This window comes from Agarivorans sp. D1326 (genome assembly GCF_056958115.1).
The window spans coordinates 134,571-158,348 of the sequence record NZ_JBTWEN010000009.1; the positions used below are offsets into that span (position 1 = coordinate 134,571).

Consider the following 23,778-nt stretch of genomic DNA (forward strand, 5'->3'; position numbering starts at 1 on the left):
AAACAAAAAAGGGGCCTAAGCCCCTTTTTTTACGCAATTAATTTACGCCGTACCGCCAACCGTTAACTCATCGAGTTTAACACTGGGTTGACCAACTCCAACAGGTACACTTTGACCTTCCTTGCCACATACCCCAACCCCTTGGTCAAGAGCGAGGTCATTGCCTACCATAGACACCTGTTGCATTGCTTCTGGACCACAGCCAATCAGTGTTGCACCTTTAATTGGCGTGGTAATCTTTCCATCTTCGATTAAATAAGCTTCTGAAGCGGAAAACACAAATTTACCCGAAGTAATGTCCACCTGTCCGCCACCAAAATTAGGCGCAAAGATCCCTTTTTTCACCGAGGCTATCAGTTCTTCAGGTTCGCTTTCGCCAGGTAACATATAAGTATTGGTCATACGTGGTAAAGGTAAATGCGCGTAAGATTCACGACGACCATTACCAGTAGAGCGGGTATTCATTAACTGAGCATTATGCTTGTCTTGCATATAGCCTTTCAGTACACCATTTTCTATCAATACATTGTATTGTCCTGGTGTACCTTCATCATCAATATTTACAGAGCCTCTGCGCTGCCCTAAGGTACCATCGTCAACAATAGTACATAGGCTTGAGGCCACTTGCTCACCCATACAACCACTAAAAGCCGAAGAGCCCTTACGGTTAAAATCGCCTTCTAGACCATGACCGACAGCTTCGTGCAGCAATACACCAGGCCAACCAGCACCTAATACCACCGGCATTAAGCCAGCTGGGGCATCTACAGCCTCTAAGTTTACTAAGGCTTGGCGCACTGCTTCATCAACAAAGCCCATGGCCCGCTCGCGCCCATTAACATCTTCTAAAAAGTAACTGTAATTCCGACGTCCACCGCCACCAGCGGAGCCTCGCTCTCGGCGCTGGTTACGTTCCACCAACACACTACAATTAAAGCGAATTAAAGGGCGAATATCGGCCGCTAAGGTACCATCACTGGCAGCAACCAATACCTCTTCATAAACACCACTCAAACTAACAATTACTTGAGTAACAGCAGGATCTAAGCTGCGCGCATATTTGTCTGCTCGCTCTAATAGGGCAATTTTTTGCTGATTAGACAGACTCACTAATGGATTATCAGCTTGATAAAACTGTTCAGCAGAAACCTTACTAAAAGGTTTAATCTTGGCGTTTACACCTTTTGAGCTGATGCCTCGTGCTGCTTGGCAAGTTTGTAATAACGCGCTGTTATTAATCACATCGGAATAGGCAAAACCAGTTTGCTCGCCACTTATCGCGCGAACTCCTACGCCTTGCTCAATGTTATAGCTTCCTTCCTTTACAATACCGTCTTCCAACACCCACGATTCGTGGCGGCTATGTTGGAAGAACAGATCAGCATAATCAATTTGGTGTTTTGCCACTTCGGTCAGCGCCATACTTAGCTCTTGTTCGCCAATGCCTCCCGGCACCAGTAATGACTGACTGACTTTTTCAAACGACATAGTGTTTATTCTCTCCACCCTAGTTGTAATTGACCATGCAACGGCACGGGCATCCGGTCCCTAACTTGCTGTAATAGCTGCGGATTAAAATCGGCTCTTGCTGGCCCCGTTCCGCTTGGCTGTAGATCTAAACAACGCCCCCATGGGTCAACAATCATCGAATGCCCCCAAGTTTGGCGTTGATTTTTATGTGTTCCTGTTTGATTGGCGGCCACTAAATAGAGTTGGTTTTCTATGGCTCTGGCTTGCAGTAACGCTTGCCAGTGGGCTTCCCCAGTTAATGCAGTAAATGCAGCAGGAAGTAATACAATATCACAGCCCTGTTGGCGCAGCAGCTGAAATAAGTAAGGAAAACGTAAATCAAAACAAATCGCCATTCCTACTCGAGTTGCGCCCATATCAAACCAAGCAAGCTGCTCACCAGCAACAAAACTGTCTGACTCTCGGTAACTCCCCACGTTGTCAGCCACATCCACATCAAACAAGTGGAGCTTGTGATAATGCTGTAATAACTCTCCAGCAGGAGAGAAAGCCAAACTGGTGGTGTAACAACGGTGCTGTTCTTCAGCTTTTGTAGGCACGCTACCAGCCACCAAATAAATGCCATATAACTTGGCTTGTTGGCTAAGCCAAGTTTGAATCGGCCCTTTGCCTAAATGCTCAGCGATAGACATATAGGCCTTATCGCCACCACCATAACAAGCAAAGTTTTCGGGCAATAGCACTAAGTCACCGGCCTTAGGCTTAGCCTGTTGCAGTAAATCTTCAGCCTGCTTGAGATTGTCTTCGACCACACCGTTTGAGGTCATTTGTAGGGCGATCAGTTTCATTGGCGAGACTCTTTGGCTCTAAATTCATCGGGTACTTTAATTTCTTGTTTCACCCGCTCAAGCTCGATAAGCTCTGGCTCAGCAAGATTACCGGTTAGGGCGAAATCAATTTGCGTCACCACTTCCACCACCGGCTCTAGCAGTTTAGACAATGCCAACACTGCAACCCCAGTAGCAGGTGTTACCAAAAAGGCGGCAAGTACCGGTAGACTGGATGTCACTTTAGGTGAGTAACTCACTCGATAATCAATTTGGCCATCGCGGAAGTCAACTTCACCTTTACCACGCATTGCGCCAGCTACGCCATCTAAGTAAAAGTCTTGATTATTACCCACGCCATTATCAAAATTAATGCTGCCACTCATTGAATCAAAGTGCAGTCCTTTTTCAAATACATCACTAAAATCAAGCTGTAAGCGGCGTCGAATGGTATCTAGGCTAGCGAGGGTAAGCAAGCGCGTGCCCTTGTCGCTCATCTCAGTAACAACACCCTTATCGGTCTTCACCGATATAGAGCCATCCAAACTGTTCATTTGTGGTTTGAGTAAGCTGTCTTGCCAACTTACATCAAAGGTAAAGCGTGCAGGTGTGCCTTTTAAGGGGCTATCTCGGCCTAAATCTTCAATCACTTGTTCCATGCTAGAGCTGTCGAAGCTACCAGCAAACCCGGCTTGCTCTTGCTCGTCGACTACGTTCCAAAACATCGCTGCGGTAAGCTGGCTATGACCCCAATCAACCCATAAACGGCCATTCTCCATCGCTTGGTTTTCTATTGGCAGGTCTAGTTTAACGTTACCGATACGATAGTCACCAAACTGACAGTCGTTACAGCTAATCGCTATTGGTGGCAATACTTCAAGTAAAGAACTGCCTTGCTGTTCAGCCACTGCTTGGGTTTGCTCAGCTTCACTATCCAGTTGGGAAAAATCTAGCTCATTCAGCTGTGCTTTCTCAATGTTTACTTTCACGGCGTCTTCTATGCTTGGCGCATCAGGCACCGCAACACTAGCTATCAACTGTTCAGATTCAATTTGCAGCTGGGTTTTACTGCGCGGCAAATAAGCAATATTGAGGTTGTTTAGTTTTTGGCCGAGTAACTGCGCTTCATCAACGGATCCGCGGATAAACATCAAAGGAGGTACAGTGAGACTCACGTTGGTGTAGCTTGATTCTGGCTTTTCTGGGGTGAACTTAATTTGTTGCTTTGACCACTTTAACCATGGCTCTAAATCTAGCTTAGCGAAATCAAAAGACATCGCTAAGCCTTCGCCCTGCCACAGTAGATCGTTATCTTTACCTAAATTAAGCAAGGCATATTTAAGCTGTTTCTGCTCATCGACAAAATCAACTTGAGCAGCAGCAGAGATCAACTGGTTAGATTCCAGCTGCAGTTTTCCACTTAAACCATCGCCACTAATACTCAGTGCGGTAGGCCAAGTTTCTGCTGGGCGTTTTTGAATAGGTTCAGGAAGGGTTAGGGCGAGCCCTAGCAAGTCACTTCGAAAGTCGCCCTTATAATCGAACTGGCCTTCGGGTTTTAAGCGAATATCTAAATCGCCCTGCCAATTAAGGCTACCAGAAGTATAATCGCTAAGCGGAATACCAAAGGCTCGCTGCGCATCACGCAGCGGCCAACGGCCTACGAGATCGAAGTTAAGTAAGTAGTTATCTGCCGAGGCTTCAGTACTAAATTTAATGTCCAGCGGCATACCGCGCCACAGTGCACTTAAGTTATTGGTACGTAACTTTTCATTTTGAAAATATAAGCGGCCATTCACCTGACTCAAGCTCATGCCGGCCGGCTTAACATCAATGCTGTTACCATTAAAATCAACATGACCATTTACCTCAACCTCGCCATCATAAAGCGGGATGTTCAAGTAAATCTCACCAGCTACGTCTCCGCCACCTAAAGGCAATTGCGCTAAGCTATCGCTAAGCGCTTCGATGGGTGACTGCAATAGATAGTCTTGCACGCCTTCCGCTGGACCAGCAATTTCACCGGTAATGAAAAGCTCCGAATGACTTTGAAACTGTGGAATACTAGCGCTAATACGTTGGGCGGGGACTTCGCCTAAACGTGCGCGGTTGCTTTCCATGAATAGGCCATCATTTTGAAACAGTAAATCTAGCTGCAACTCTTCCAGTGCTGGCCAATCAGGGTCAAATTTGAAAGTGGCATTCTCTAGTGGAACAAAGGCTTGGAAGATGCCGTTCTTCGCATCATAGGGGTAGTTATTAAGTTGGCCATACCACAGTACTTGGCTATGCTTTGCCTGCCCTTCCACCAAAGCATCTTTTAAGTAAGAAAACACCTTACCCGGCATAACTTCTGGATAATACCAATAAGCTTTACCTGCATCTCTAATTTCGGCGTTCGCCATTAAGCTCAATACTGGCCAAGCGCCATCTTTTAGCCAAGTTAGCGACCACATGCCAGCAAAATCTAATTCAGGAGTGATTAAGTGAGTATGGTGACTGCGTAAACTCAATCCAGGATCGGCAAAACGAATCGCTATATCAGAATCAAGCTTTTCAATTTTCCAAGTTTCTTCAAATTGCACTCCCAAGTGAAAGTCGCCTTGTTGCTGCAACCTGACATTAGCCTGATATTTATCGCCTTGCACCTTAGCATTTAAGCCGCTAAGACTAGGAATAAACGCTTGGCCTTGGGTACTCACATCAAGTAGCTCAGCTTGATAAGTGAGTTGCTTAGTGGCTTGCTGATATTCAAGCTCCAGCTGGCTAAGTTGCCCTCCCTTTAGTAACTGAGACCACGCTATGCTCGACTCGCTGTCTTCTAGCACTGCTAACACCGGTGACCAAGTCGCTAAATCAAGCTCGGCCAAGCGCCATGCCTGTTGCTGTTTGCTCACCAAACCTTGTAACGAGAAATCGGTGCTTTTATCGTTAACACTTAACTGCCAAGGTAGCTTATCAATTCGCCACTTATCAGCCACCTTCAGCCCCTGGACAAGGCCGTTGTCAATACGCAGTACTTGTTGGTTCTGTTTGCCCCACGATAAATGGCTAGGTTGCCACTGGCTTAGCCAACGTTGCTGCTGCTCTGCGCCAAATTCTGCCCATAGTGAAAGATTTACATCACTCTCAAAATGCTGTGCCGAAGCACCCAGCAATCTGCGCATGGCTTTTAAATTTAGATGTTCAACCTTAGCGAATAACTTCCCCGTTAAGCCACTTACATCGGCAGCATCACCGATTAGGTCAATGCGAAAACTTACTTGACCATTTTGCAAATCTTGGCCAATCAGAATTTCACCATTACCTTGGTGTAAATCCCCCTTGTTCACCCAATCTAAACTAGCAATATCAAAATTCATGCTATGTTCTGGGAAGCTCAGTTCAATGAGACTATTGGTTAAACTAAATTGCGCCAACTGCCCCAAAAACACATTACTAATGGCTTGATAGCTTTGGCTAAAATCGCGAGAAGACCTACTATTGTTGGGATCAACACTAAGTTTTAAATGGAATTCATCAAGCACCAAATCTTTGAATACCACTTGGCGTTGTTCAAGTGTTTCCCAAAGATCTAGTTCTAGCATTAAGGCCCCAACACTGAAGCGGGTATTGCGGTCTTCGCCAATCGCTACCTCGGAATCTTCAAACACCAGCATTGGTCTAAAGTTGCGCAGCCGAGCACTCAACTGACCAATACGTAACTCGGCGTCTTGATCGGCCACTAACCACTGTGCAAGGTCGTCTTTATAGTTGCTGGCAAATGATAAAATGCCGCGTGCAATACTTAAGCACACGGCAATAATCACTAATACTATTGCAAGGCCGTACCAGCATTTTCTGGCGCCACGGCGTAAAGGAGTTGCCATAAACCTACATTAATACCACGTCAAATTGCTCTTGACTGTACATTGGTTCAGTTTGAACTCTAACTTGCTTTCCAATAAACACCTCTAATTCTGCTAGGCTGTGAGACTCTTCTCCCATCAACATCTCTGCCACCTTGGTCGACGCATAAACAATGAAGTTATCGGCGTCATAAGCGCGATTAACCCGAATGATTTCACGCAGCACTTCGTAACATACTGTCTCAACTGTTTTTACCGTACCGCGACCACGACAAGTTGGACACTCGCCACACAGAATATGTTCAATACTTTCGCGAGTACGTTTACGAGTCATCTCTACTAAACCTAACTGAGAGAAGCCGCTAATGTTAGTTTTGGCCCTATCTTTAGCTAAAGCCAGTTCTAGACTATGCAATACGCGGCGCTGATGTTCAGAATCAGCCATATCGATGAAATCGATAATCACAATGCCACCCAAGTTGCGTAAACGCAGCTGGCGAGCAATTGATTGAGTTGCTTCAATATTGGTATTGAAAATAGTTTCTTCGAGGTTTCGGTGACCAACAAAAGCGCCAGTATTGATATCGATGGTGGTCATCGCTTCGGTCTGGTCGATAATCAGGTAGCCGCCAGACTTAAGGTCCACACGTCGTTTTAGGGCGCGTTGAATCTCATTCTCTACATCAAACAAATCAAAGATCGGTCTGTCGCCAGCATAGTACTCGAGAATTTCGGTAAACTCGGGCACAAACTCAGCACTAAAAGAAACCAGTTGTTCGTAAGTTTCCCTTGAATCCACCCGAATTCGATCTAAGTGAGTCCCTACAAAATCACGAATGATCCGCAGCGCTAAATTTAGCTCTGCGTACAGCTTACTTTTACTTGGCGAGCTCTCTTTACGCTGTAAAACCTTGCGCCATACTCGTTTTAAAAAAGCAGCATCTTGTTCAAGCTCATCAGCGCCAATACCTTCTGCGGCGGTACGAATAATAAAACCGCCCAGCTCATCAACAAAGTCGCCACAAATCTCTTTTAAGCGCTCCCGCTCTTCTTCACTTTCAATCCGCTGTGATACCCCAACATGGCTACTGCCAGGCATAAATACCAAGTAACGTGAAGGCAAAGTAATATCGGTAGTTAAGCGTGCACCTTTGGTACCCAGTGGATCTTTAACCACCTGCACCATAATGTCTTGGCCCTGCCTAACTAGCTCGGCAATATTTCCCGCTTGGAAATGCTCCTGCTCAGTAATGTCGACACATTCGGTATGAGGAACAATGTCAGAGGCATGTAAAAATGCCGCTTTTTCCAAACCAATATCAACAAAAGCCGCCTGCATACCGGGTAATACCCGACTCACTCGGCCCTTGTACATGTTACCAACAATACCGCGTCGCGCATCACGTTCTACGTGGGTTTCTTGCAAGATCCCGCTATCCACTAAAGCTACACGAGTCTCGGTTGGGGTAACGTTAATCAATAATTCTGCTGACATAGTAACCTAGCGAGTTAAATGTAAATGGAGTAAGCGGTCGGTCTCTACCAATGGCAGACCAACCACCGAACTATAACTACCTTCAATACGTTCGACAAACCTACCGCCAAGCCCTTGAATGGCATAACTTCCGGCCTTATCTGCCGGTTCACCACTGGCCCAATACTCAGCTATTTGGCTATCTGAAACCTCACAGAAGTACACCTCTGTGGTCACTAGCTGAGTATGCGTCCGACCTTGATAATACAGGCAAATTGCGGTCATTACTTGATGCTGCTTAGCACTTAGCAAACGTAATATCGTTTTGCTGTGGTTGGCGTCTTTTGGTTTACCCAGCACTTGATCACCACAAACCACAATAGTATCTGAGCCAAGCACCGCTGCCGAATCCGCTTGATGCAAACTAGCTACAGCTGCGGCTTTCTCTTCGGCTAAGCGGCACACTAAATCTGCAGCCGCTTCATTCTCTTTTGGTGATTCGTCAATATCCGCGGCTTGGGATGTAAACACCCAGCCTAACTGGCCTAGTAGTTCACGTCTTCTTGGCGAAGCCGAGGCTAAAATAAGTGGGCACTGTTGTATCATGAAATCTTCCACTGGCGGCGCAATTTACGCAGCAGTAAAAATATCCAAGGCCAAGCAACAGTAGTGGTAATAACCGGATAAAAGTAACCATAAGGCAACTGAATATCTTGAACGAGGTATTCCGCCCAAAAAACCACTATTTTAGCTAAACCTGTTAACCCGCCTACCACAAGTGCTTGTTGCCAAACCGAAAAATTACGCAAACGGGTAAAGTTAGTGGCGGCAATATAAGCCACTATCGACATTGCCAAGGCCCGAACACCTAAGGTTGAGCCGAGCAGAAGGTCTAGAATAAAGCCTACGACGAAGGCAATGCCCACGTTACTGCGATGGGGCAAAGCGATTGTCCAGTAGAAAACACACACCAATACCCAATCCGGGCGAAAGGCGTCGGCAATCAAAGGCAAAGGGATGATTGCCAATATTAGTGCGATGAACAAACTGCCGATAATGGCGCCACGGCCATTAATTTTTTCAATCATGCTATGCCTTTACCAAGCGAATGTTTAGGGCCAAATTAATAACAAATAACGTAAGCGATCTAACTCAACGACCGGTGTAGCCATTACGTCGGCATAGGGTTTGCCTTCCTGATAGTCAAAGCGATTAACGACCGCCACCGGGTAGCCTTCAGGAAATACACCGCCCAAACCAGAGGTAACCAACACATCACCTTCACCTATGTCGGTACTTCGCGGAATATGCGGCAACTGCAAACGATTTAACTCGCCAGTGCCAGTAGCCACTGCGCGAATGTCATTTCGCGCAATACGCACCGGGATGCCATGACTCGCATCGGTGATAAGCAATACTCGACTGGTGGTAGTGCCTACATGCAATACTTGGCCAATAACACCAATATCGTTGATGACAGGTTGCCCTTCAAATACTCCATCTAGTTTACCTTTATCAATAACCACCTGATGCGAAAATGGATCGGAGTCCACGGCCATAATTTCGGCCACCAGCTTACGGCTATCATTGCGTACTGGAGAGCCTAATAAAGCCCGTAACCGAGTATTTTCTTTGGCTAAACTTTCCATTAACAATTGATCTGCGCGATTTAGCAGTAGCTGCTCTCGCAGGCTATTATTTTGTTTTTTCAGTTGTTCACGGGTAATCACTTGATTGGACATTGAGTCCATAAGTTGACCCGGCATATTGGCAATGTATTGCAAGGGACTCACAGCGGAATGCAAATATACACGCACTTGCTTAAAGGCAATCAGTTTACTGTCGATGAAAATCAAAGAAATGGACAACAAAATAGCGAGCACAAGGCGAAGCTCTAAAGATGGACCTGGGCCGAAGATAGGTTTCATCGGTCGTTACCTAAGTAGTTGTCTGTTTGGAACAAAGTTAATAAAACGAAGAACACAAGGCGTGTTCTTCGTTAGGTGTTACTTATTCGTAATGGAACAAGTCACCGCCGTGCATGTCGATCATTTCAATAGCTTTACCGCCACCTCGCGCCACACACGTTAGAGGGTCATCGGCAACCACTACAGGTATACCGGTCTCTTCCATCAATAAGCGATCTAAATCGCGAACCAAGGCGCCACCACCAGTTAACACCATACCGCGCTCTGAAATATCAGATGCTAGCTCTGGAGGACTTTGCTCAAGCGCTACCATTACGGCACTTACAATACCTGAAAGAGGTTCTTGCAAGGCTTCTAAGATTTCATTGCTGTTCAGAGTAAAGCTTCTTGGCACTCCTTCAGCAAGGTTACGGCCACGCACTTCAATTTCACGAACTTCGTCACCTGGGTAAGCAGAACCAATAACATGCTTAATGCGCTCGGCAGTTGCTTCACCAATTAAGCTACCGTAGTTACGACGCACGTAGTTGATAATGGCGTCGTCAAACTTGTCACCACCAATACGTACTGAAGAAGAGTAAACAACCCCGTTTAGCGAGATAATCGCTACTTCGGTAGTACCACCACCAATATCTACCACCATAGAACCGGTAGCTTCTGATACTGGCAAGCCGGCACCAATCGCTGCAGCCATTGGTTCGTCAATGAGGTAAACCTCACGTGCTCCAGCTCCCATAGCCGATTCACGAATTGCACGGCGCTCAACTTGGGTAGAACCACAAGGAACACAAACCAAAACCCGAGGGCTTGGGCGCAAGAAGTTATTGTCGTGAACTTGCTTAATAAAGTGCTGCAGCATTTTTTCAGTAACATAAAAGTCGGCAATTACGCCGTCTTTCATTGGACGAATCGCCAAAATGTTACCAGGAGTACGGCCTAGCATTTGCTTAGCGGCATGACCTACCGCAGCGACACTTTTGGGGCTACCAGCGCGCTCTTGGCGAATCGCCACTACTGAAGGCTCGTTAAGAACGATCCCCTGATCTTTTACATAAATAAGTGTATTGGCTGTTCCTAAGTCGATAGACAAATCGTTAGAAAACAAGCCTCGGAGCTTTTTAAACATAGCTGGGCGAATCCTGAGAAATAGTGTCGATGATAAGCGATTAAAACTTGGCTCACTTTACCAATGCAAACCGCGACTAGCAAGCATACTCTAGAGAGATGCCAAGGATAGTGAAGGCTATCACCTGCCTTTGGCTAAATCCTCGGTTTAGATTGCATATTTTTCAACCAATCAACGACTAATAACGCATCCTGCGATCAATAACCCGATCACTTTGACGAAACACGCCAAAGGTGACTTGGCCACTTCCAATAGCATCATCTGCACTTTCAAAGCTGCCATTGCCATTCCAATCTTCACGTAACCAATTAAGGTTACTGTCTAAATTAAACCAATAATCCACTTGCCCAGTATTGCTATCACCCGGAGCAGTAAAATCGACCCAAATTACGCCTTGCTCAGCGATGCCTGGAGAACGAAGTGAAACATCAGAACTGCCTCCACCAACTTGGGCAGTGTCGGAATCAACTTTAGGTAAAAACTCTGAGATAGGAAGATTGAGATTACTGCACACATCATCAGTATTTCGGATGTACTGACTGCCTTCGTAATACTGCAAATCGCCATTAACTGCTATAGCTTGAAGCTCTGAGCCAAAGCCGTTATTAAGCTTAATTCGACCATGGCGCAATTCTGGAGCAGTACCCAACACACAGCTATAAGCAGTATCATCATCTCCTACACACACATAAGTGCCATCGGTAGATTGAATACCAGCATCGCTATGTTGATAAAATAAGCTAATAGCACCGTCTACTACCGGAGCTTGCGCCGTTACCGGCTTTTCAACGCCAGAAAGTAAATCAGTTTGGGTAAACACGCCATCAGCCCATGTACTAGTAGATTCTTCTATCATAAAGCCATCATCAAAACCCGCCACCGCAGAGCTACTAACAAAACTCCAATCATTGGCTGGTTCTTTGCCAACTTCGGTAACAGGGTAACCTTTATCTGTAGAGTAATTTTGGGTAGTAACACCGAAGGCATTCTCAGCCACCAAAGTCCAACTCACCAACTGCTCTTGCTGACCAATATAAGTAAAATCACCCGCTAAACAGGCAGCTTGAATGCTCGCCGAGGTTAGTTCAAAGTGATGTGGATAAAAACTACCCACCACATCACTGGCTTTTCCTACTGCATAATCTTCCAAGACATAACCTAGATACTCAGTCACCTCGCCAGTGTAATTAATACTGCCCACTTCCGAATAGTTGGTATCGATGATTTGCATCACACCTGCTGATTGGCTATCAATCGTTCCATCGCTAAGTGTTCCTAGCTCTCCATTTGAAGGGCTTTCTAAGCTAGCTTCCTGCTCCAAATAATCAGGGTCTGCAACAAAGTTAGCCGCATTGCAGTCTTGTCCTTGTGTACTGATATCGCAGTTGTCTATAACCGCAATCAAAGATGAAATGAAAGGGTCACCTGCTTTAGTGAAGTAAGTTGCAGGATTGACTATGGTTTCATCTGCTTGATTTTTTATGTCTTGCCATTGGAAACCCGCTGGTATTAACTCCGCGGTCGTGCTCCCCAACAAGGTTGCGGTTGAGCCATCAATTTCCGAGCCTTCTTCATCCCAAAAGTTAATACCCAAACGGCCAACATCGGGATAGCGTAAATTAAGCTGAGATTCGCCACCGGAAAATACTGTTTGAATCGTAGTTCTAGTGTTTTGATTAGTGCCTACATTTTCAAAGCTATTGCTTAGCTGATCTTGTACCGCGAGTTGCCGCGTTCCTGATGCAGGCTGGATATAATCAGTCCAAAAACGCAGATTTTTGGTACCTTCATAATTACCAATTTGACTACAGCCAGCGCCTCCTGCAGGGTCTTTCCCCACTGCGGTAAGCTTGAGGACAAACTCAGTATTGGCTTTATGGGGATTCTCTCCCCAGGTTCCAATTAGCTCGTCTTTAAACCCATAGGAATTAAAGGTCACAACAGTAGTAGCACTAATTCCGCCATCGGCTACAGTGAGTGTTACTGCGCCTTCTAAGGGATGTAGTAAGCCCAAAGTAACTTCACCTAAATCATTAGGTACAAAACTATAGCTGGCTTGGCCGTTGTCGGCTCCAGCTTGCAAGCTGCCTTGACCATCACCTTGCGACCACGTACCACGATTAGTTGAAGTACTCAGTCCAACGGTTCCTTGAAAGTTCTGGTCAATTTGCCCATCTAAAGTCGCTTGGATAGTCACCTCATGGATATCACAGGTAAGTCCAGCACTATCAGCAAAGATATTAAGGCCAGGCACTTGCACCGAAGAATTAGAGGCGAATGCCATATAGCTATATTCCTCCGCTAAGTGACTTCGTTCGTTATCTAGGTATTGATCTTCTTCAGTGATCATCGAAAAGTCGGCAGCATTGTGCTGACATCGCCTTAACCAACCGCCGTTGTTGCCTCGTCGCTCATTTTTGCTACCCACCAAGATAGGTGGAGTAGAAAACAGATTAGTTTGATAGCTGGTTGTGTAGTTACAAGTGGCTGCAGGGTTGATAGTGCTGCTGCCACTGCCATGAGTAACAGAGTTGCCAAACTGATAATTAACCACCTGATTGTCTACAGTTATAGCGCCTACCGTTGGCTCTGTAGCAAGGTAGGCGACTGTTTCATCCTGTAAATCTTCGTAATAGATTGAAGCATTGTCCGACACACAATAGCGAGAGAAAAATCGAAAGTCATAGGCTTCACTGCTATCTATCGCTAGGCGAATGCCGTTATTGTTGTACTCTGAGTTTGAGGTTAACCAACAGTTGTTATTACGTGATTGCATTTGATGCAAAACTACTGTGAGATAGTTCGGCATATCAACATTAAAGTAATTTCTATCTGGGAAGGGGAAGGCTTCATTAGTATCAATGGTGCCCGCTCTTAACTCGGTACCGTCTTCCAGAAAATGTTCACCTTCATTCACTGCAATCCAATCAACCGCTTGAATATTTTTTGAGGCAGTTGTATTGCCTGGTGGCTCTTGCCGAGCCCAGGTAAAGCCCGTCCACTCACCATTGCTTTGAATTACGCTGGTTAAAATCGCCGCCACTGGACCATCGTTATTTGGGTCACTGGCATCCATTGGCGTCATCAAAAAAACTAAAGGTTTAGACTGATACGCTTGATCAAAGGTGACTGTTCCACCGTTTTGACCTGCGCCTGAATTACCAAATTGTAATAGCAGAGGCTCAACCAATGAGCCATCACATACAGGTGCAAAATCGACTTCTCCGGCATTGCTAATCCCACGAACTTGCACTTCGTTGGCTAAAATCACATCCCGCTGTTGAGTGAACAATGCGCCGTCTACCTGAGCCTGATAGCCAAGTGAAACATTTCGTCTAGCATAAGCAATAAAGGCAGATTTAGTCTCATTTGCCAGGTTAATATCTTCACGAGAGTAAATAGCTAAGCGCAGAGGGTCACCTCCCTGATTAATTTCAGTTTGGTAGAAAACACTGACATCCCCCTTCACAAAAATCTTTACTGTGCCGCTACCTCCTAATACTTGGAGGGTCGCTTCAGAGCCTATTGAAAAGTCTCCATCAACCCAGTAAGTCCCAGGATAAAGATTTAAAGTACTTTGATAGCCAAGGTTTATATTTTCAATAAAATATTCATCTTGGTTAGCTGAAAAAGTGATGGTACTTTGAGTTCCACCTTCAACATCGGCAAAGTTATTCGTATTGTAGCTACCGCTGCCTAATACTACGCTTTGTTGATAACCAGCATTAACTGATTGGCCATTGTTTATTTTCTCGATGGAAACATTATTACCGGAGCTGGCTCGATCTCCACTAGGGATACAATCGGTATTAGCATCTGGGCAGGTATCCCCAGAGGTATCTTGATTATCCACTTGGTCGATATCTAAGCGACCTTGATTAGAACCATAAATTCTAGACAGCCAATTAATTTCTAAGCGAGCATTGTTTTGTGACGATGCGATAGGGCTAGAAAACACCTCTCGACACTCAACCGCTTGAACAGGCTGAGCTCCTAGCAAAAGGCTTATGCCTAAATAGCTCGCAAATAAGGACCACAACTTCATAAGGCACTCCTTGCTTGAATACTTTGGCTACGCTGGACCAATACCTCTCCAGAGCCACATTGGCCAGTTGCTTGAAGATCAAAGAAACGCGCACTTAACTCTGTGATGTCTTTTTGCTGGCAAGTCACGGTAACGCCGCATGACGACAGCCCTTGACCATTAAGAATTGGTGCTGAGGTCACATTACTACATTGGCCCAAAGTTGCTGCCGGTACGTTGAGAGGAAATAGTTCTGACAGTGCTTGCTCTAAACCAGAATAAGCCGCTAACTCAGCACGCGTTCCTAGAACATCCCATGCGGCATTGCGGGAGGTGTCTTGAATCATCGCCGTTAATCCCACGCTGATTAGTGCCATGACTACAATAACAAAAATAGCCACCACTAAAGCGCTACCACTTTGGCGGGTAGGAAGTGTTTGGTTAGCCTTTATGTTAGGGCTGATTAAGAACGACGATGTCATGATTAAATTCCACTACTTCTCTATTCTCAACAAAGCGCAAGCGAAGGTTCACTAAACCATTTCGGGTCAAGCTAGCAGGCGACACTTGAAATGGCTGAACAGCACTGTTTGCTTCAAGCTTACTGGCCATTAATACCCCATTGCCACTGTCAGCCGGCTGAAAGCGCAACAGGTTACTACCTTCCACACAATAACGGATCGGTTCATCTAATATAAATGCGCGCTGTGACGGAGAATCGGTACTTACACTAACCGAGCCAGCAAAACTAATCGTGCTAACACCAGAACTTGCATCAGCTGTAATATTACTTAAACAAAACACCTTGCCTGTGGCTGCGGTGCAATTGGCATCTAATAAGGCGCCATTGGCATTTAGCACTTCATCACTGTTTAATACATAAACACCTAGCCAAGCATTGCCAGCCGCTGTAACAGCAGGTTGGTTGAGTGAAGTAACGACAGAGCCAGAAGCCGCGCTGCTAGGCGTAATCGGTAATTCAATATAGGTATGACTAGAAAAGGTAGGCACAAAGGTTAAACAATGATTAGCTTCGCCAGCACTATTTTGGCCCAGCATCGCGCTGTTTGGTAAGCTGTTGTGTAGCTCGCGATTTAAACGCTCGATGGCAAAACGCGCTTCACCCAACAATACTTGGCGATCTGCGCCTTGGCGGTATATCAAACTGCCAGTGCGCAGGAAATCACTAGTAGCAATCGCTAAAATCGCCAACAACACCATGGTGATGACCAATTCAATTAGCGTGAACCCATACAAGCGACGCATTAGTAGTTCCACCGATAGGCACTAAAGGCATAATCAATACCATTAGGAGCTCTTATTGTTACATCGATACGTTTGGCTGCATTGATGCCATGATCACTGCTATCAACGTTAACTCGGTAAGAAAAATTGCGATAAATATCTGATAAATCAGCACCTAAGCTATCATCAATTGCAATGAAGTTGCCGTTGGTGTGATAGTCATCTACATCATTGTATTGCCCACGGTCTTCTCCTTCGGGACCATAGTCACTAGCTGCCGTGCAGCTCAACTGCCCAGTTTCACTGCAGCGCCAAAGCCCTCCTCCGGTGTGATCAGAGTTTTCATCAAATGATTTGCCAAGGATTTCATTCATTAAACTTGAACCAAGCTCGGCCGAGCGCACCTCGTAGACCGGGTCAACACTTTTGAGCGCTTGTGGTGCTAGAAAAGAGGTAATCACCACCAGCGATATGGCCAACACAACAATGCCTACAATTAATTCGATAAGGGTAAAACCACCAGCAAAAGGCTGCTTATAAGGGCGCATGAATATAGCCCTCTGATTCTATAATAATAGTGTGAGTATCATCGCCTTCTACGCTTATCACACAAGGGAACTGACTGCACAATGATGAATCGGCAAGCCTTACTCGCCCCATGCCATCAAAACGAATGGTTCCTTGGCTCACCAACAAATCGCTAGAATAAGAAACAGCTTCCAAAGGAGGAGATGTATTGGCGCAGCTACCATCGGTAGACAACTCGCCAGAGAAATAGTTATCAGTATTTACTTGCAGAAAGAAGCAGTCTTGATAATGATTCATTGCTTGGGTTTGCACAAGATGCAAGCGACTTAATAGTTGCTCCCGCAGGCTAATTTCAGCAAAGCCACCGCGAAAGAACTTAGGTAAAACTGTGATGGCAAGAATGCCAATTAAGATGAGCGTAATCACCAGCTCAATAATGGTAAAGCCGGAGGTTTTAGGATGAGGTATTCGCGGAAGTTCCAATTTCTACATTAACAAGTAAAAGGCTAGCCGAAGCTAGCCTTTTAAACTATTAACAGCCAGATTTATCAACATCATAAGTCGGTAATTGGTTGTTATCTGTTCCTGTTGCTTGAGTATAGGTCACTGTACATGCGGCTCCAGATGCGGCGGAACTAGGACGGAAAACGATATTAGAATCATTCGTTACCGTTGCATCCCAATCACCAGTATTAGCATCTACCCAATTCAAGTAACTAGCATTAGCTTGTGGGTAACCAAAAGCAGTAGCGATAGTAGTGCCCGAGTCTGAAACTGAATCTGAAGGTTGGCGCTCAACCCCAGCAATAGCCGCCTTGCTGTATACTAAGTTTGCACCACCTTTTAGTGCAGCCTCTAAGCCACTTAAAGTTGATGCACGCGCATCCGTTTGTAAGTTCAAAAACTTAGGTGCAGCTGTTACTGCCAAAATACCTAAGATGATAATCACAATCACCAATTCGATTAGCGTAAAACCTTGCTGTTTAATTGCCTTCATTTCTATATCCTTAGAAAATTATTGATTTATAAATCGTTAGTTAGGAATGTTAGTAAAAACCCGCCCTGCGGCTGGTTGATACGTGAAATTGTTATATGAACCTTCATCGTTACCAGGATCCACGTAGGAACCGTCACTATTTTTAGCCAAAGAGTTTACTTGATAGAAAATACATCGCGTCTCCTCTGCGGCTCCCGTTACCGTGGTGTAATACTTGAAATAATCACCTTGGTTAGCTACCTCAGAGAAGGTAGCCGTAGCGCGGGCTGGATTTTGTAAAATTGCGTCCCACACTTTCAAGCACTTGTCTCCGGATAAGGTTCCGGGATCCACGTCTTCATCGTCGCTGGTCATAGGATAACCAGGAGCAACACTGCCATTGCTTATCTGCGCTGCAGTAGGCGTGGTTAAATACACTTTTTGAGTATCATAAATAACGGCATTTTTGCCATTTTCACTAGGGCGACCTTCTGCCTCCCATTGAGCGCGGGCTAACGAGACACCAGTGGCAAAACCACCGGCTACGCCCTCTAAGCTCGCTACCTTAGCTTCCTCTGTTACATCTAAAAATCGCGGCAAAGCGGTAGCTGCTAAGATGCCCAGAATAACAATTACAATCACCAACTCAATCAGCGAGAAGCCAGCTTGTCTCATTGTAGATCTTGATACCGTAGAAATTGTTGTCACTGTTAGACTACCTCTTAAATCGGCTTTACAGCCATTCCTTTGTCATCAAACCTTGTTGCGGGTCATATATCAGTATGGCCACACCAAAAAACTCATAATGGCATTGCTGGTTTTTATAGGCCGCTGTCACGTCATTACCTTGCCCACTTAGTTCAGCACCAACCATGTCACGCCACAAATCTTGGCACTGCTGGTTTGATGCAACCCTAGGCCACCCCGCTTTACTCATCGCTAAGCGTATTACTTCTAACGGCTTTTGCTCACCGCTAAGTGCATCGCGCTGGTATAAATTTATCTCCAGCTGCTCAGGGCGGAATCTAGCTATCCACAAACCATGAACTTGCGCCAGTTGTCTCACCCAAGTTTGAGCATATTCTTCTACGACTTGCTGCTCTGCTTGATTAATTGTCCTAATAAAGCTAATTAAAAGCAATAATACAACTAATAAAACTATGCAGAAGGTCACAAGCCAACTAAAGCGTGAGCGATTGTTATCCAATAACTCATGCTGATTCAATTAACCACCTCTCACCGCGCGCATCATGTCCCACATTGGGGTAAAGATGCCAAGAGCAAGAATCAGTACCATACCTGCGACCACTGTAATCAGTATTGGTTCAATACGCGCTGTTAAGCTCTTTAAATCATAGTCTACTTCGCGCTCATAAAACTCGGCTGCTTCGGTAAGTAATTCATCGACTTGCCCGGTTTCTTCGCCCACCGAAATCATCTGTAATACCAAAGGCGTAAATAACTCACTTGCAATCGCGTTACGGAGCAAACTTTCGCCGCGCTCAATGCCGCGGCGCATTTCAACAATTCGCTCAGCCATGAACGCATTATCAACAGCACTAGCCACTAAGGATAAAGCTTGGTTAAGCGGAACCCCCGCTCCCACCATCATCGCAAAACTACGCGAGAAACGAGCCAATAACGAGCGCTCTATCACCGAGCCAACAACTGGTAAGCGCAATCGCGTTTTGTCCCATAACATACGGCCTTTGGGAGTACTGACATACCAGCGCACCAAAAATACCGAGCCGATAGTTAGCACCAGTAACAAGGGCCAATAGTTAACAAAAAAGTTGGAGGTGCCAATCAAGATCCTTGTAGCTAAAGGCAGTTCCACGTTAAAACGACCAAAGATTTCAGCAAACTGGGGGATCACAAAAATGTTTAGAATCACCATGGCGATAACAATCGCTAAAATCACAAAAGTGGGATAACGCATCGCCGTTTTAATTCGTTTACGAGTATCCATTTCAAGCTCAAGATACTGAGAAAGCTGCAAAAATGCTTGTTCTAGCTGACCGGTATTTTCGCCAACATGAACAATACTCACAAACAGTTGAGAAAATACTTTAGGGTACTCCGCCATAGCGGTAGACAAGGTTCGCCCGCTACTCAACGCATCAGATACGCCAGCCAAGGAGCGACGTAACAGCTTACTATGAGCGGTTTCGGCCAAGCCATTAATGGCGCGCATTATTGGAATGCCAGCCTTAGTTAACGAATACATTTGTCGAGTAAATACCACTAACTCATCAAGCTTTATTCGCCCTTCCCACAAAGTACTAACATCTAAAGAGCCTAAGCCTTCGCCCTTGCCTTTACCCTCTGCGATTTTAATTGGGGTAAGCCCACGGCGCAGCAAGCTCTCTGCCGCAGCATTTTGATTGGCAGCTTCAATGTCGCCATTAATCAGGCGACCAGTGCTATCGCGAACTTGATAGCGAAACAAAGCCATTATTGAGCATCTTCCTGAGCATTAGTAACGCTGCCATAAACGTCAATTTCTTCTACCAAACGCAGCACCTCTTCAACCGCAGTAACCCCTTTTTTAGCGTAATCTAAAGCAGCTAATGACAAGGGGCGGTAATTTTTCGAGGCTTTTGCAGCCTTAGAGAACTCATCTGGGTCATCTCTACGCAAACCTTCCATCATTGCGTCATTGAGCTCAAGCATTTCAAACACACCAATTCGGCCTTTGTAGCCAGTGTAGTTACAGCTTTGGCAACCGTGCCCCTTATAAAACACCTGCTGGCTTAAATCTTCATTGCTAATGTGCTCAAGCCAAACTTTTTCTTCTAGTGAACTCGTATGTTCCTGCTTACAGTTTTCACATAGTCGGCGAACCAATCGCTGGGCGATAACCGCTCTTAAAGAACTTGCCACCAAGTAACCCGCTGCGCCCATATCGATTAAACGTAAGGCGCTGGTTATCGCATCATTGGTATGCAGTGTTGTTAATACCAGGTGACCGGTTAATGCGCCTCGCAAGCCAATTTCCACGGTTTCTTGGTCACGCATCTCCCCCACCAGCAAAATATCAGGGTCTTGACGCAAAGTTGTACGCAAAATATTGGAGAAATCGAGGCCAATTTTGCTGTTTACTTGTACTTGGTTAATCCGTGGCAGTCGATACTCAACCGGATCTTCTACGGTAATAATTTTCGACTCAGGCTGATTCAACTCACTCAAGGAACCATACAAAGTGGTTGTTTTACCACTACCTGTTGGGCCAGTTACCACAATCATGCCGTGAGGGCGATGAAGCTGACGACGATAGCGCTCCATAATGTCGGCTGGCATACCGGTTTGCTCAAGCGACAATATGCCTGCCGATTGATCTAACAAACGCATCACTACTGATTCGCCGGCCTGAATAGGCATTGTTGATAAACGTACATCAATGGAATGGCCACGTACTTTAATATTAAAACGGCCATCTTGAGGTAAACGTTTTTCAGATATATCCAAGCCCGACATCAACTTTAAGCGCAACACCATGGCCGAGGCAATTTGCACCTCATTAAGCACACTTTCTTGCAAAACCCCGTCTACCCGTTGACGTATTCGCAGTACTTTTTCATCTGGCTCAATATGAATATCTGAAGCGCCCACCTGCACCGCATCCTCAAACAAGGACTGAAGCAGCTTAACAACGGTGGTTTCGTTACTCTCATCATCAGCGGTAGCAAGACCAATATCAAACTCATCGCTACTGGCATATTCTTCTTTTAGCTCTTGAGCAAAGCCTTCAATTTCGCGGGTTCTTCGATAGAAACGGTCAAAGGCTTCGACAACCTGAGACTCCCTTGCCACCACATATTTAAGCTGATGAGGAGCTAACAGCGATGCTAAGGTGTCAATTGCCGAGAGATCGGCGGGATCGGAAATAGCGACGGTTAACACGTCGCCATCTTTGTGAATCACCAATGCGCGCAAGCGGCGAGCATGCACTTCGCCCAACAACACAACAGCGTTGGCATCAACAGAAATCTGCGCTAAATCAACAAACGGGATACCTAGCTGACGAGCCAAAAACTCCAGCAATTGCACCTCGGCAATTACTCCAAGCTCAATTAAGGTTGCCCCTAGTTTTCGACCCGACTGTTTTTGCTGCGCTAAGGCACTCATTAAATCGGCTTCACTGATCACCTGCTCGCTAACCAGCAAGTCACCTAAGCGCATTCGTAATTTTGGTTGTGCCATTGTTTACTGCTCCAACTGTCGAATGCGATTAACCACAAAATCGCGAGAATTACTGGAAAGCTGTCCCATAAGTTCAGCTTGCTGATAAGCGGCTAAGGCTTCTTGATAACTACCAAGCTTATCGTTGGCAATGGCGTAACCCAGCCACCAGCGGGCGCGTGAAGGTTCGTGCTTAACGAGTTTTTGATAGCTAGTTAAAGCCAATTCTTGTTTATCTAAGCGTTGCGCTAAACCCGCTAACATCGCGTAATAATCTACATTACCGATTATGCTAGGTTCAGCACTTTCTAAATAATAAATAGCTTGAGCTAGGTTGTCTTGCTGAACAAAAATTCGCGCTAACATCACTCTAAACGAGCCACGCATTGGGCTTAGTTGTAAACCTTCTTCAAGCAAGCTAACGGCAGAGCGCAATTCTCCGCGACCAAACATAAGAGCTGCTAGCTGCTCTCGCACTTCATGCGCTTGGTGGTCAAGCTGCAAGGCTTTTTGGAACTCTTTGCGGGCTTCGTCCGGTAGATTTTTATCTAAAGCCTGAAAACCACGGCGAGTGTATAAGGCCACTTGCTGCTCACGGGTAAGCTTTAAAGGTTTAATCTCTAGCGTTGATTCTTGCTCGGCTTGCGGCTTGTCTTTAGCTTCAGCCGAGGGCTGCTTAGCTTTAGCGAGCTCAGTGTTTTTCGGCTCTTTTGCTTTAGCTTCCACCGGCTTATTGTTTGGCGCTTGTTTTGTTTCAGGCTCGGCAAGCACTTGAGGATTTGTATCCACAGCCACTGTTGGCTCGACTTTAGGCGCCGTTACAACTATTGCAGCTGTAGGCTGAACTACCTGTTTATTTGAGTCGGCTTCAAGTCCAGAGTGTTCGGCTGAAATAGCATCTTCGCTAACTAAAGCCTGCGGTGTAGCAACCTGGCTAATCGGCTCGGCCAGTTCTACATCAATGGCTTCGGCCACCGCTTGTAACTGTTCAGTTTCGGATGAAACGGCCAATGGATTAGTGTTTTGAGTTGCTTCAGCCACTACTTCAACGTCACTGCCCACTTCAATATTCTTAAAATAACGTAGCGCTAACCAAGCCGAGATAGCCAAGGCGATTAATACTAAAGCCATTAGTATATAAGCTCTGGCACTTTTGCCGCTGTCTTCAACCAAGGGAGACATGCTTTGCGGATTGCTATTTTGCCGCTTATCCAGATCTTTTAGCATTTGGTTAATTACGCTCATAGTGACAAACTCCACCATGCAGCCGCCGCAACTGCGACACAAGCGCTTGCAGCGAGAACTAACCAGGTTGTTTGGCTTTGTGGCCTTACCGCATCTTCTGTATCAGCCACTGCTTGTTTAACCATCTTCACACTAACCTGTTGAGCGCCCTGACCATAACAAAGCATTAATACTTTATGGGCCAATATATTGATTAATCGAGGGATCCCACGGCTAGCTCGTGTAAGCATCTTTAAGGAAGCAGCAGTAAACAAAGGGCCACCTCGATAGCCGCTTAAGTGCAAGCGATGCTGAATATAGCTGGCCACTTCATCCTTTTCTAAAGCCCGTAGGCGATAAGAAAAGGTTATGCGTTGGCGTAATTGACGTAACTGTTGGCTAGCCAAGCGCTCATCAAGTTCTGGCTGGCCAAATAACACCACGTGCAACAACTTGCGCTGCTCTGTTTCTAAGTTACCTAGTAAGCGAATCACCTCCAAGGCTTCATCGCTTAGGGCTTGCGCTTCATCAATAAGCAATACAACCGGGCGCTGCTTGCTGGCTAAATCAATTAGGTGATGATGAATGCTTTCTAATACACTATGAGATGACTCTGCCGCATCCACTTGCAAACCTAGCTCACTGGCTAGTGCAGAATGAATTTGCTCTGCAGATAAGCAAGGATTTGGCAAATAAGCAAACTGGTAATCATCGCTCATTTCATTAAGCAGTTTTCGACATAACAGGGTTTTGCCTGTGCCTACTTCACCACTTACTTTAATAAAACCTTCACCCGATTTAAGCGCCGTTTGCAACACTTGAATAGCTTCGTCATGAGGCAACAATGCTTGGTACAAACCGGTATTTGGTGTTAAACCAAAAGGAGCTTGTGAGAGGCCAAAATGTTCGAGATATACCGCCACCAA

At 45.6% G+C, this 23,778-nt stretch carries 20 protein-coding genes; all 20 read right to left on the bottom strand.

The genetic code is table 11. From position 1 onward, the window contains the following. Window positions 1-42 precede the first annotated feature (42 nt). Complete coding sequence (gene tldD, locus ACYFDN_RS17180) at window positions 43-1,488, bottom strand: metalloprotease TldD (protein WP_338622289.1); 1,446 nt, start codon at window positions 1,486-1,488, stop codon at window positions 43-45. Window positions 1,489-1,493: 5 nt separating this feature from the next. Continuing rightward, the gene (locus tag ACYFDN_RS17185; protein WP_483512061.1) at window positions 1,494-2,318 is read right to left on the bottom strand and encodes a carbon-nitrogen hydrolase family protein; all 825 of its coding nucleotides are present in this window, start codon (window positions 2,316-2,318) and stop codon (window positions 1,494-1,496) included. Then, a complete protein-coding gene (locus tag ACYFDN_RS17190) occupies window positions 2,315-6,166 on the bottom strand; it encodes a YhdP family protein (protein ID WP_483512062.1) in 3,852 nt (1,283 codons plus the stop codon). Before ACYFDN_RS17190 ends, ACYFDN_RS17185 begins: the two co-directional genes overlap by 4 nt. Window positions 6,167-6,170: 4 nt before the next feature. Continuing rightward, a complete protein-coding gene (rng, locus tag ACYFDN_RS17195; RefSeq protein ID WP_016400732.1) occupies window positions 6,171-7,640 on the bottom strand; it encodes a ribonuclease G in 1,470 nt (489 codons plus the stop codon). A gap of 6 nt (window positions 7,641-7,646) precedes the next feature. Next, a complete protein-coding gene (locus tag ACYFDN_RS17200) occupies window positions 7,647-8,225 on the bottom strand; it encodes a Maf family protein (protein WP_483512063.1) in 579 nt (192 codons plus the stop codon). Further along, window positions 8,222-8,707: a rod shape-determining protein MreD gene (gene mreD, locus ACYFDN_RS17205; protein ID WP_016400730.1), complete on the bottom strand. Its 486-nt coding sequence runs from the start codon at window positions 8,705-8,707 to the stop codon at window positions 8,222-8,224. The genes ACYFDN_RS17200 and mreD overlap by 4 nt, the downstream gene beginning before the upstream one ends. 24 nt (window positions 8,708-8,731) lie before the next feature. Next, window positions 8,732-9,547, bottom strand: coding sequence for a rod shape-determining protein MreC (gene mreC / locus ACYFDN_RS17210; RefSeq protein ID WP_483512064.1), 816 nt, complete (start codon window positions 9,545-9,547; stop codon window positions 8,732-8,734). An 82-nt stretch (window positions 9,548-9,629) separates the two neighbouring features. Next, the gene (locus ACYFDN_RS17215) at window positions 9,630-10,673 is read right to left on the bottom strand and encodes a rod shape-determining protein (protein WP_016400728.1); all 1,044 of its coding nucleotides are present in this window, start codon (window positions 10,671-10,673) and stop codon (window positions 9,630-9,632) included. A gap of 178 nt (window positions 10,674-10,851) precedes the next feature. Beyond that, window positions 10,852-14,718 carry a DUF6701 domain-containing protein gene (locus tag ACYFDN_RS17220; protein ID WP_483512066.1) on the bottom strand — a complete coding sequence of 1,289 codons (3,867 nt, stop codon included), beginning with the start codon at window positions 14,716-14,718 and terminating at the stop codon, window positions 10,852-10,854. Beyond that, entirely contained in the window at window positions 14,715-15,179 is a 465-nt protein-coding gene (locus ACYFDN_RS17225; protein WP_483512068.1) for a hypothetical protein, read from the bottom strand. The genes ACYFDN_RS17220 and ACYFDN_RS17225 overlap by 4 nt, the downstream gene beginning before the upstream one ends. Next, entirely contained in the window at window positions 15,151-15,963 is an 813-nt protein-coding gene (locus ACYFDN_RS17230; protein ID WP_483512069.1) for a PilW family protein, read from the bottom strand. The genes ACYFDN_RS17225 and ACYFDN_RS17230 overlap by 29 nt, the downstream gene beginning before the upstream one ends. Further along, a complete protein-coding gene (locus ACYFDN_RS17235) occupies window positions 15,963-16,490 on the bottom strand; it encodes a type IV pilus modification PilV family protein (protein ID WP_483512071.1) in 528 nt (175 codons plus the stop codon). Before ACYFDN_RS17235 ends, ACYFDN_RS17230 begins: the two co-directional genes overlap by 1 nt. Further along, window positions 16,477-16,953, bottom strand: a complete 477-nt coding sequence (locus tag ACYFDN_RS17240; RefSeq protein WP_016400723.1) for a type II secretion system protein — start codon at window positions 16,951-16,953, stop codon at window positions 16,477-16,479. Before ACYFDN_RS17240 ends, ACYFDN_RS17235 begins: the two co-directional genes overlap by 14 nt. 49 nt (window positions 16,954-17,002) lie before the next feature. Further along, window positions 17,003-17,467 (bottom strand): prepilin-type N-terminal cleavage/methylation domain-containing protein, encoded by a 465-nt coding sequence (locus ACYFDN_RS17245; RefSeq protein ID WP_483512072.1) that lies wholly within the window; start codon window positions 17,465-17,467, stop codon window positions 17,003-17,005. Between the two features lie 36 nt (window positions 17,468-17,503). Beyond that, on the bottom strand, window positions 17,504-18,121 hold the full coding sequence (locus ACYFDN_RS17250) for a pilus assembly FimT family protein (RefSeq protein ID WP_016400721.1): 618 nt from the start codon (window positions 18,119-18,121) through the stop codon (window positions 17,504-17,506). Between the two features lie 58 nt (window positions 18,122-18,179). Then, window positions 18,180-18,671, bottom strand: coding sequence for a hypothetical protein (locus ACYFDN_RS17255; RefSeq protein WP_483512073.1), 492 nt, complete (start codon window positions 18,669-18,671; stop codon window positions 18,180-18,182). Then, window positions 18,672-19,901 (bottom strand): type II secretion system F family protein, encoded by a 1,230-nt coding sequence (locus ACYFDN_RS17260; protein WP_016400719.1) that lies wholly within the window; start codon window positions 19,899-19,901, stop codon window positions 18,672-18,674. Further along, window positions 19,901-21,649 carry a GspE/PulE family protein gene (locus ACYFDN_RS17265; protein WP_016400718.1) on the bottom strand — a complete coding sequence of 583 codons (1,749 nt, stop codon included), beginning with the start codon at window positions 21,647-21,649 and terminating at the stop codon, window positions 19,901-19,903. Before ACYFDN_RS17265 ends, ACYFDN_RS17260 begins: the two co-directional genes overlap by 1 nt. 3 nt (window positions 21,650-21,652) lie before the next feature. Next, window positions 21,653-22,873 carry a tetratricopeptide repeat protein gene (locus ACYFDN_RS17270; protein WP_483512075.1) on the bottom strand — a complete coding sequence of 407 codons (1,221 nt, stop codon included), beginning with the start codon at window positions 22,871-22,873 and terminating at the stop codon, window positions 21,653-21,655. Further along, window positions 22,870-23,775 (bottom strand): ExeA family protein, encoded by a 906-nt coding sequence (locus ACYFDN_RS17275; protein WP_483512077.1) that lies wholly within the window; start codon window positions 23,773-23,775, stop codon window positions 22,870-22,872. The genes ACYFDN_RS17270 and ACYFDN_RS17275 overlap by 4 nt, the downstream gene beginning before the upstream one ends. Window positions 23,776-23,778: the final 3 nt, after the last annotated feature.

Excerpts from the sequence above, each read along its gene's own strand:
- ACYFDN_RS17265 (WP_016400718.1), bottom strand. The coding sequence starts at position 21,649 with ATGGCACAACCAAAATTACGAATGCGCTTAGGTGACTTGCTGGTTAGC.
- rng (WP_016400732.1), bottom strand. The coding sequence starts at position 7,640 with ATGTCAGCAGAATTATTGATTAACGTTACCCCAACCGAGACTCGTGTA.
- ACYFDN_RS17260 (WP_016400719.1), bottom strand. The coding sequence starts at position 19,901 with ATGGCTTTGTTTCGCTATCAAGTTCGCGATAGCACTGGTCGCCTGATT.
- ACYFDN_RS17270 (WP_483512075.1), bottom strand. The coding sequence starts at position 22,873 with ATGAGCGTAATTAACCAAATGCTAAAAGATCTGGATAAGCGGCAAAAT.
- ACYFDN_RS17245 (WP_483512072.1), bottom strand. The coding sequence starts at position 17,467 with ATGAAGGCAATTAAACAGCAAGGTTTTACGCTAATCGAATTGGTGATT.
- ACYFDN_RS17190 (WP_483512062.1), bottom strand. The coding sequence starts at position 6,166 with ATGGCAACTCCTTTACGCCGTGGCGCCAGAAAATGCTGGTACGGCCTT.
- ACYFDN_RS17250 (WP_016400721.1), bottom strand. The coding sequence starts at position 18,121 with ATGAGACAAGCTGGCTTCTCGCTGATTGAGTTGGTGATTGTAATTGTT.
- ACYFDN_RS17185 (WP_483512061.1), bottom strand. The coding sequence starts at position 2,318 with ATGAAACTGATCGCCCTACAAATGACCTCAAACGGTGTGGTCGAAGAC.
- mreD (WP_016400730.1), bottom strand. The coding sequence starts at position 8,707 with ATGATTGAAAAAATTAATGGCCGTGGCGCCATTATCGGCAGTTTGTTC.
- ACYFDN_RS17220 (WP_483512066.1), bottom strand. The coding sequence starts at position 14,718 with ATGAAGTTGTGGTCCTTATTTGCGAGCTATTTAGGCATAAGCCTTTTG.
- ACYFDN_RS17230 (WP_483512069.1), bottom strand. The coding sequence starts at position 15,963 with ATGCGTCGCTTGTATGGGTTCACGCTAATTGAATTGGTCATCACCATG.
- ACYFDN_RS17215 (WP_016400728.1), bottom strand. The coding sequence starts at position 10,673 with ATGTTTAAAAAGCTCCGAGGCTTGTTTTCTAACGATTTGTCTATCGAC.
- ACYFDN_RS17235 (WP_483512071.1), bottom strand. The coding sequence starts at position 16,490 with ATGCGCCCTTATAAGCAGCCTTTTGCTGGTGGTTTTACCCTTATCGAA.
- ACYFDN_RS17225 (WP_483512068.1), bottom strand. The coding sequence starts at position 15,179 with ATGACATCGTCGTTCTTAATCAGCCCTAACATAAAGGCTAACCAAACA.
- tldD (WP_338622289.1), bottom strand. The coding sequence starts at position 1,488 with ATGTCGTTTGAAAAAGTCAGTCAGTCATTACTGGTGCCGGGAGGCATT.
- mreC (WP_483512064.1), bottom strand. The coding sequence starts at position 9,547 with ATGAAACCTATCTTCGGCCCAGGTCCATCTTTAGAGCTTCGCCTTGTG.
- ACYFDN_RS17200 (WP_483512063.1), bottom strand. The coding sequence starts at position 8,225 with ATGATACAACAGTGCCCACTTATTTTAGCCTCGGCTTCGCCAAGAAGA.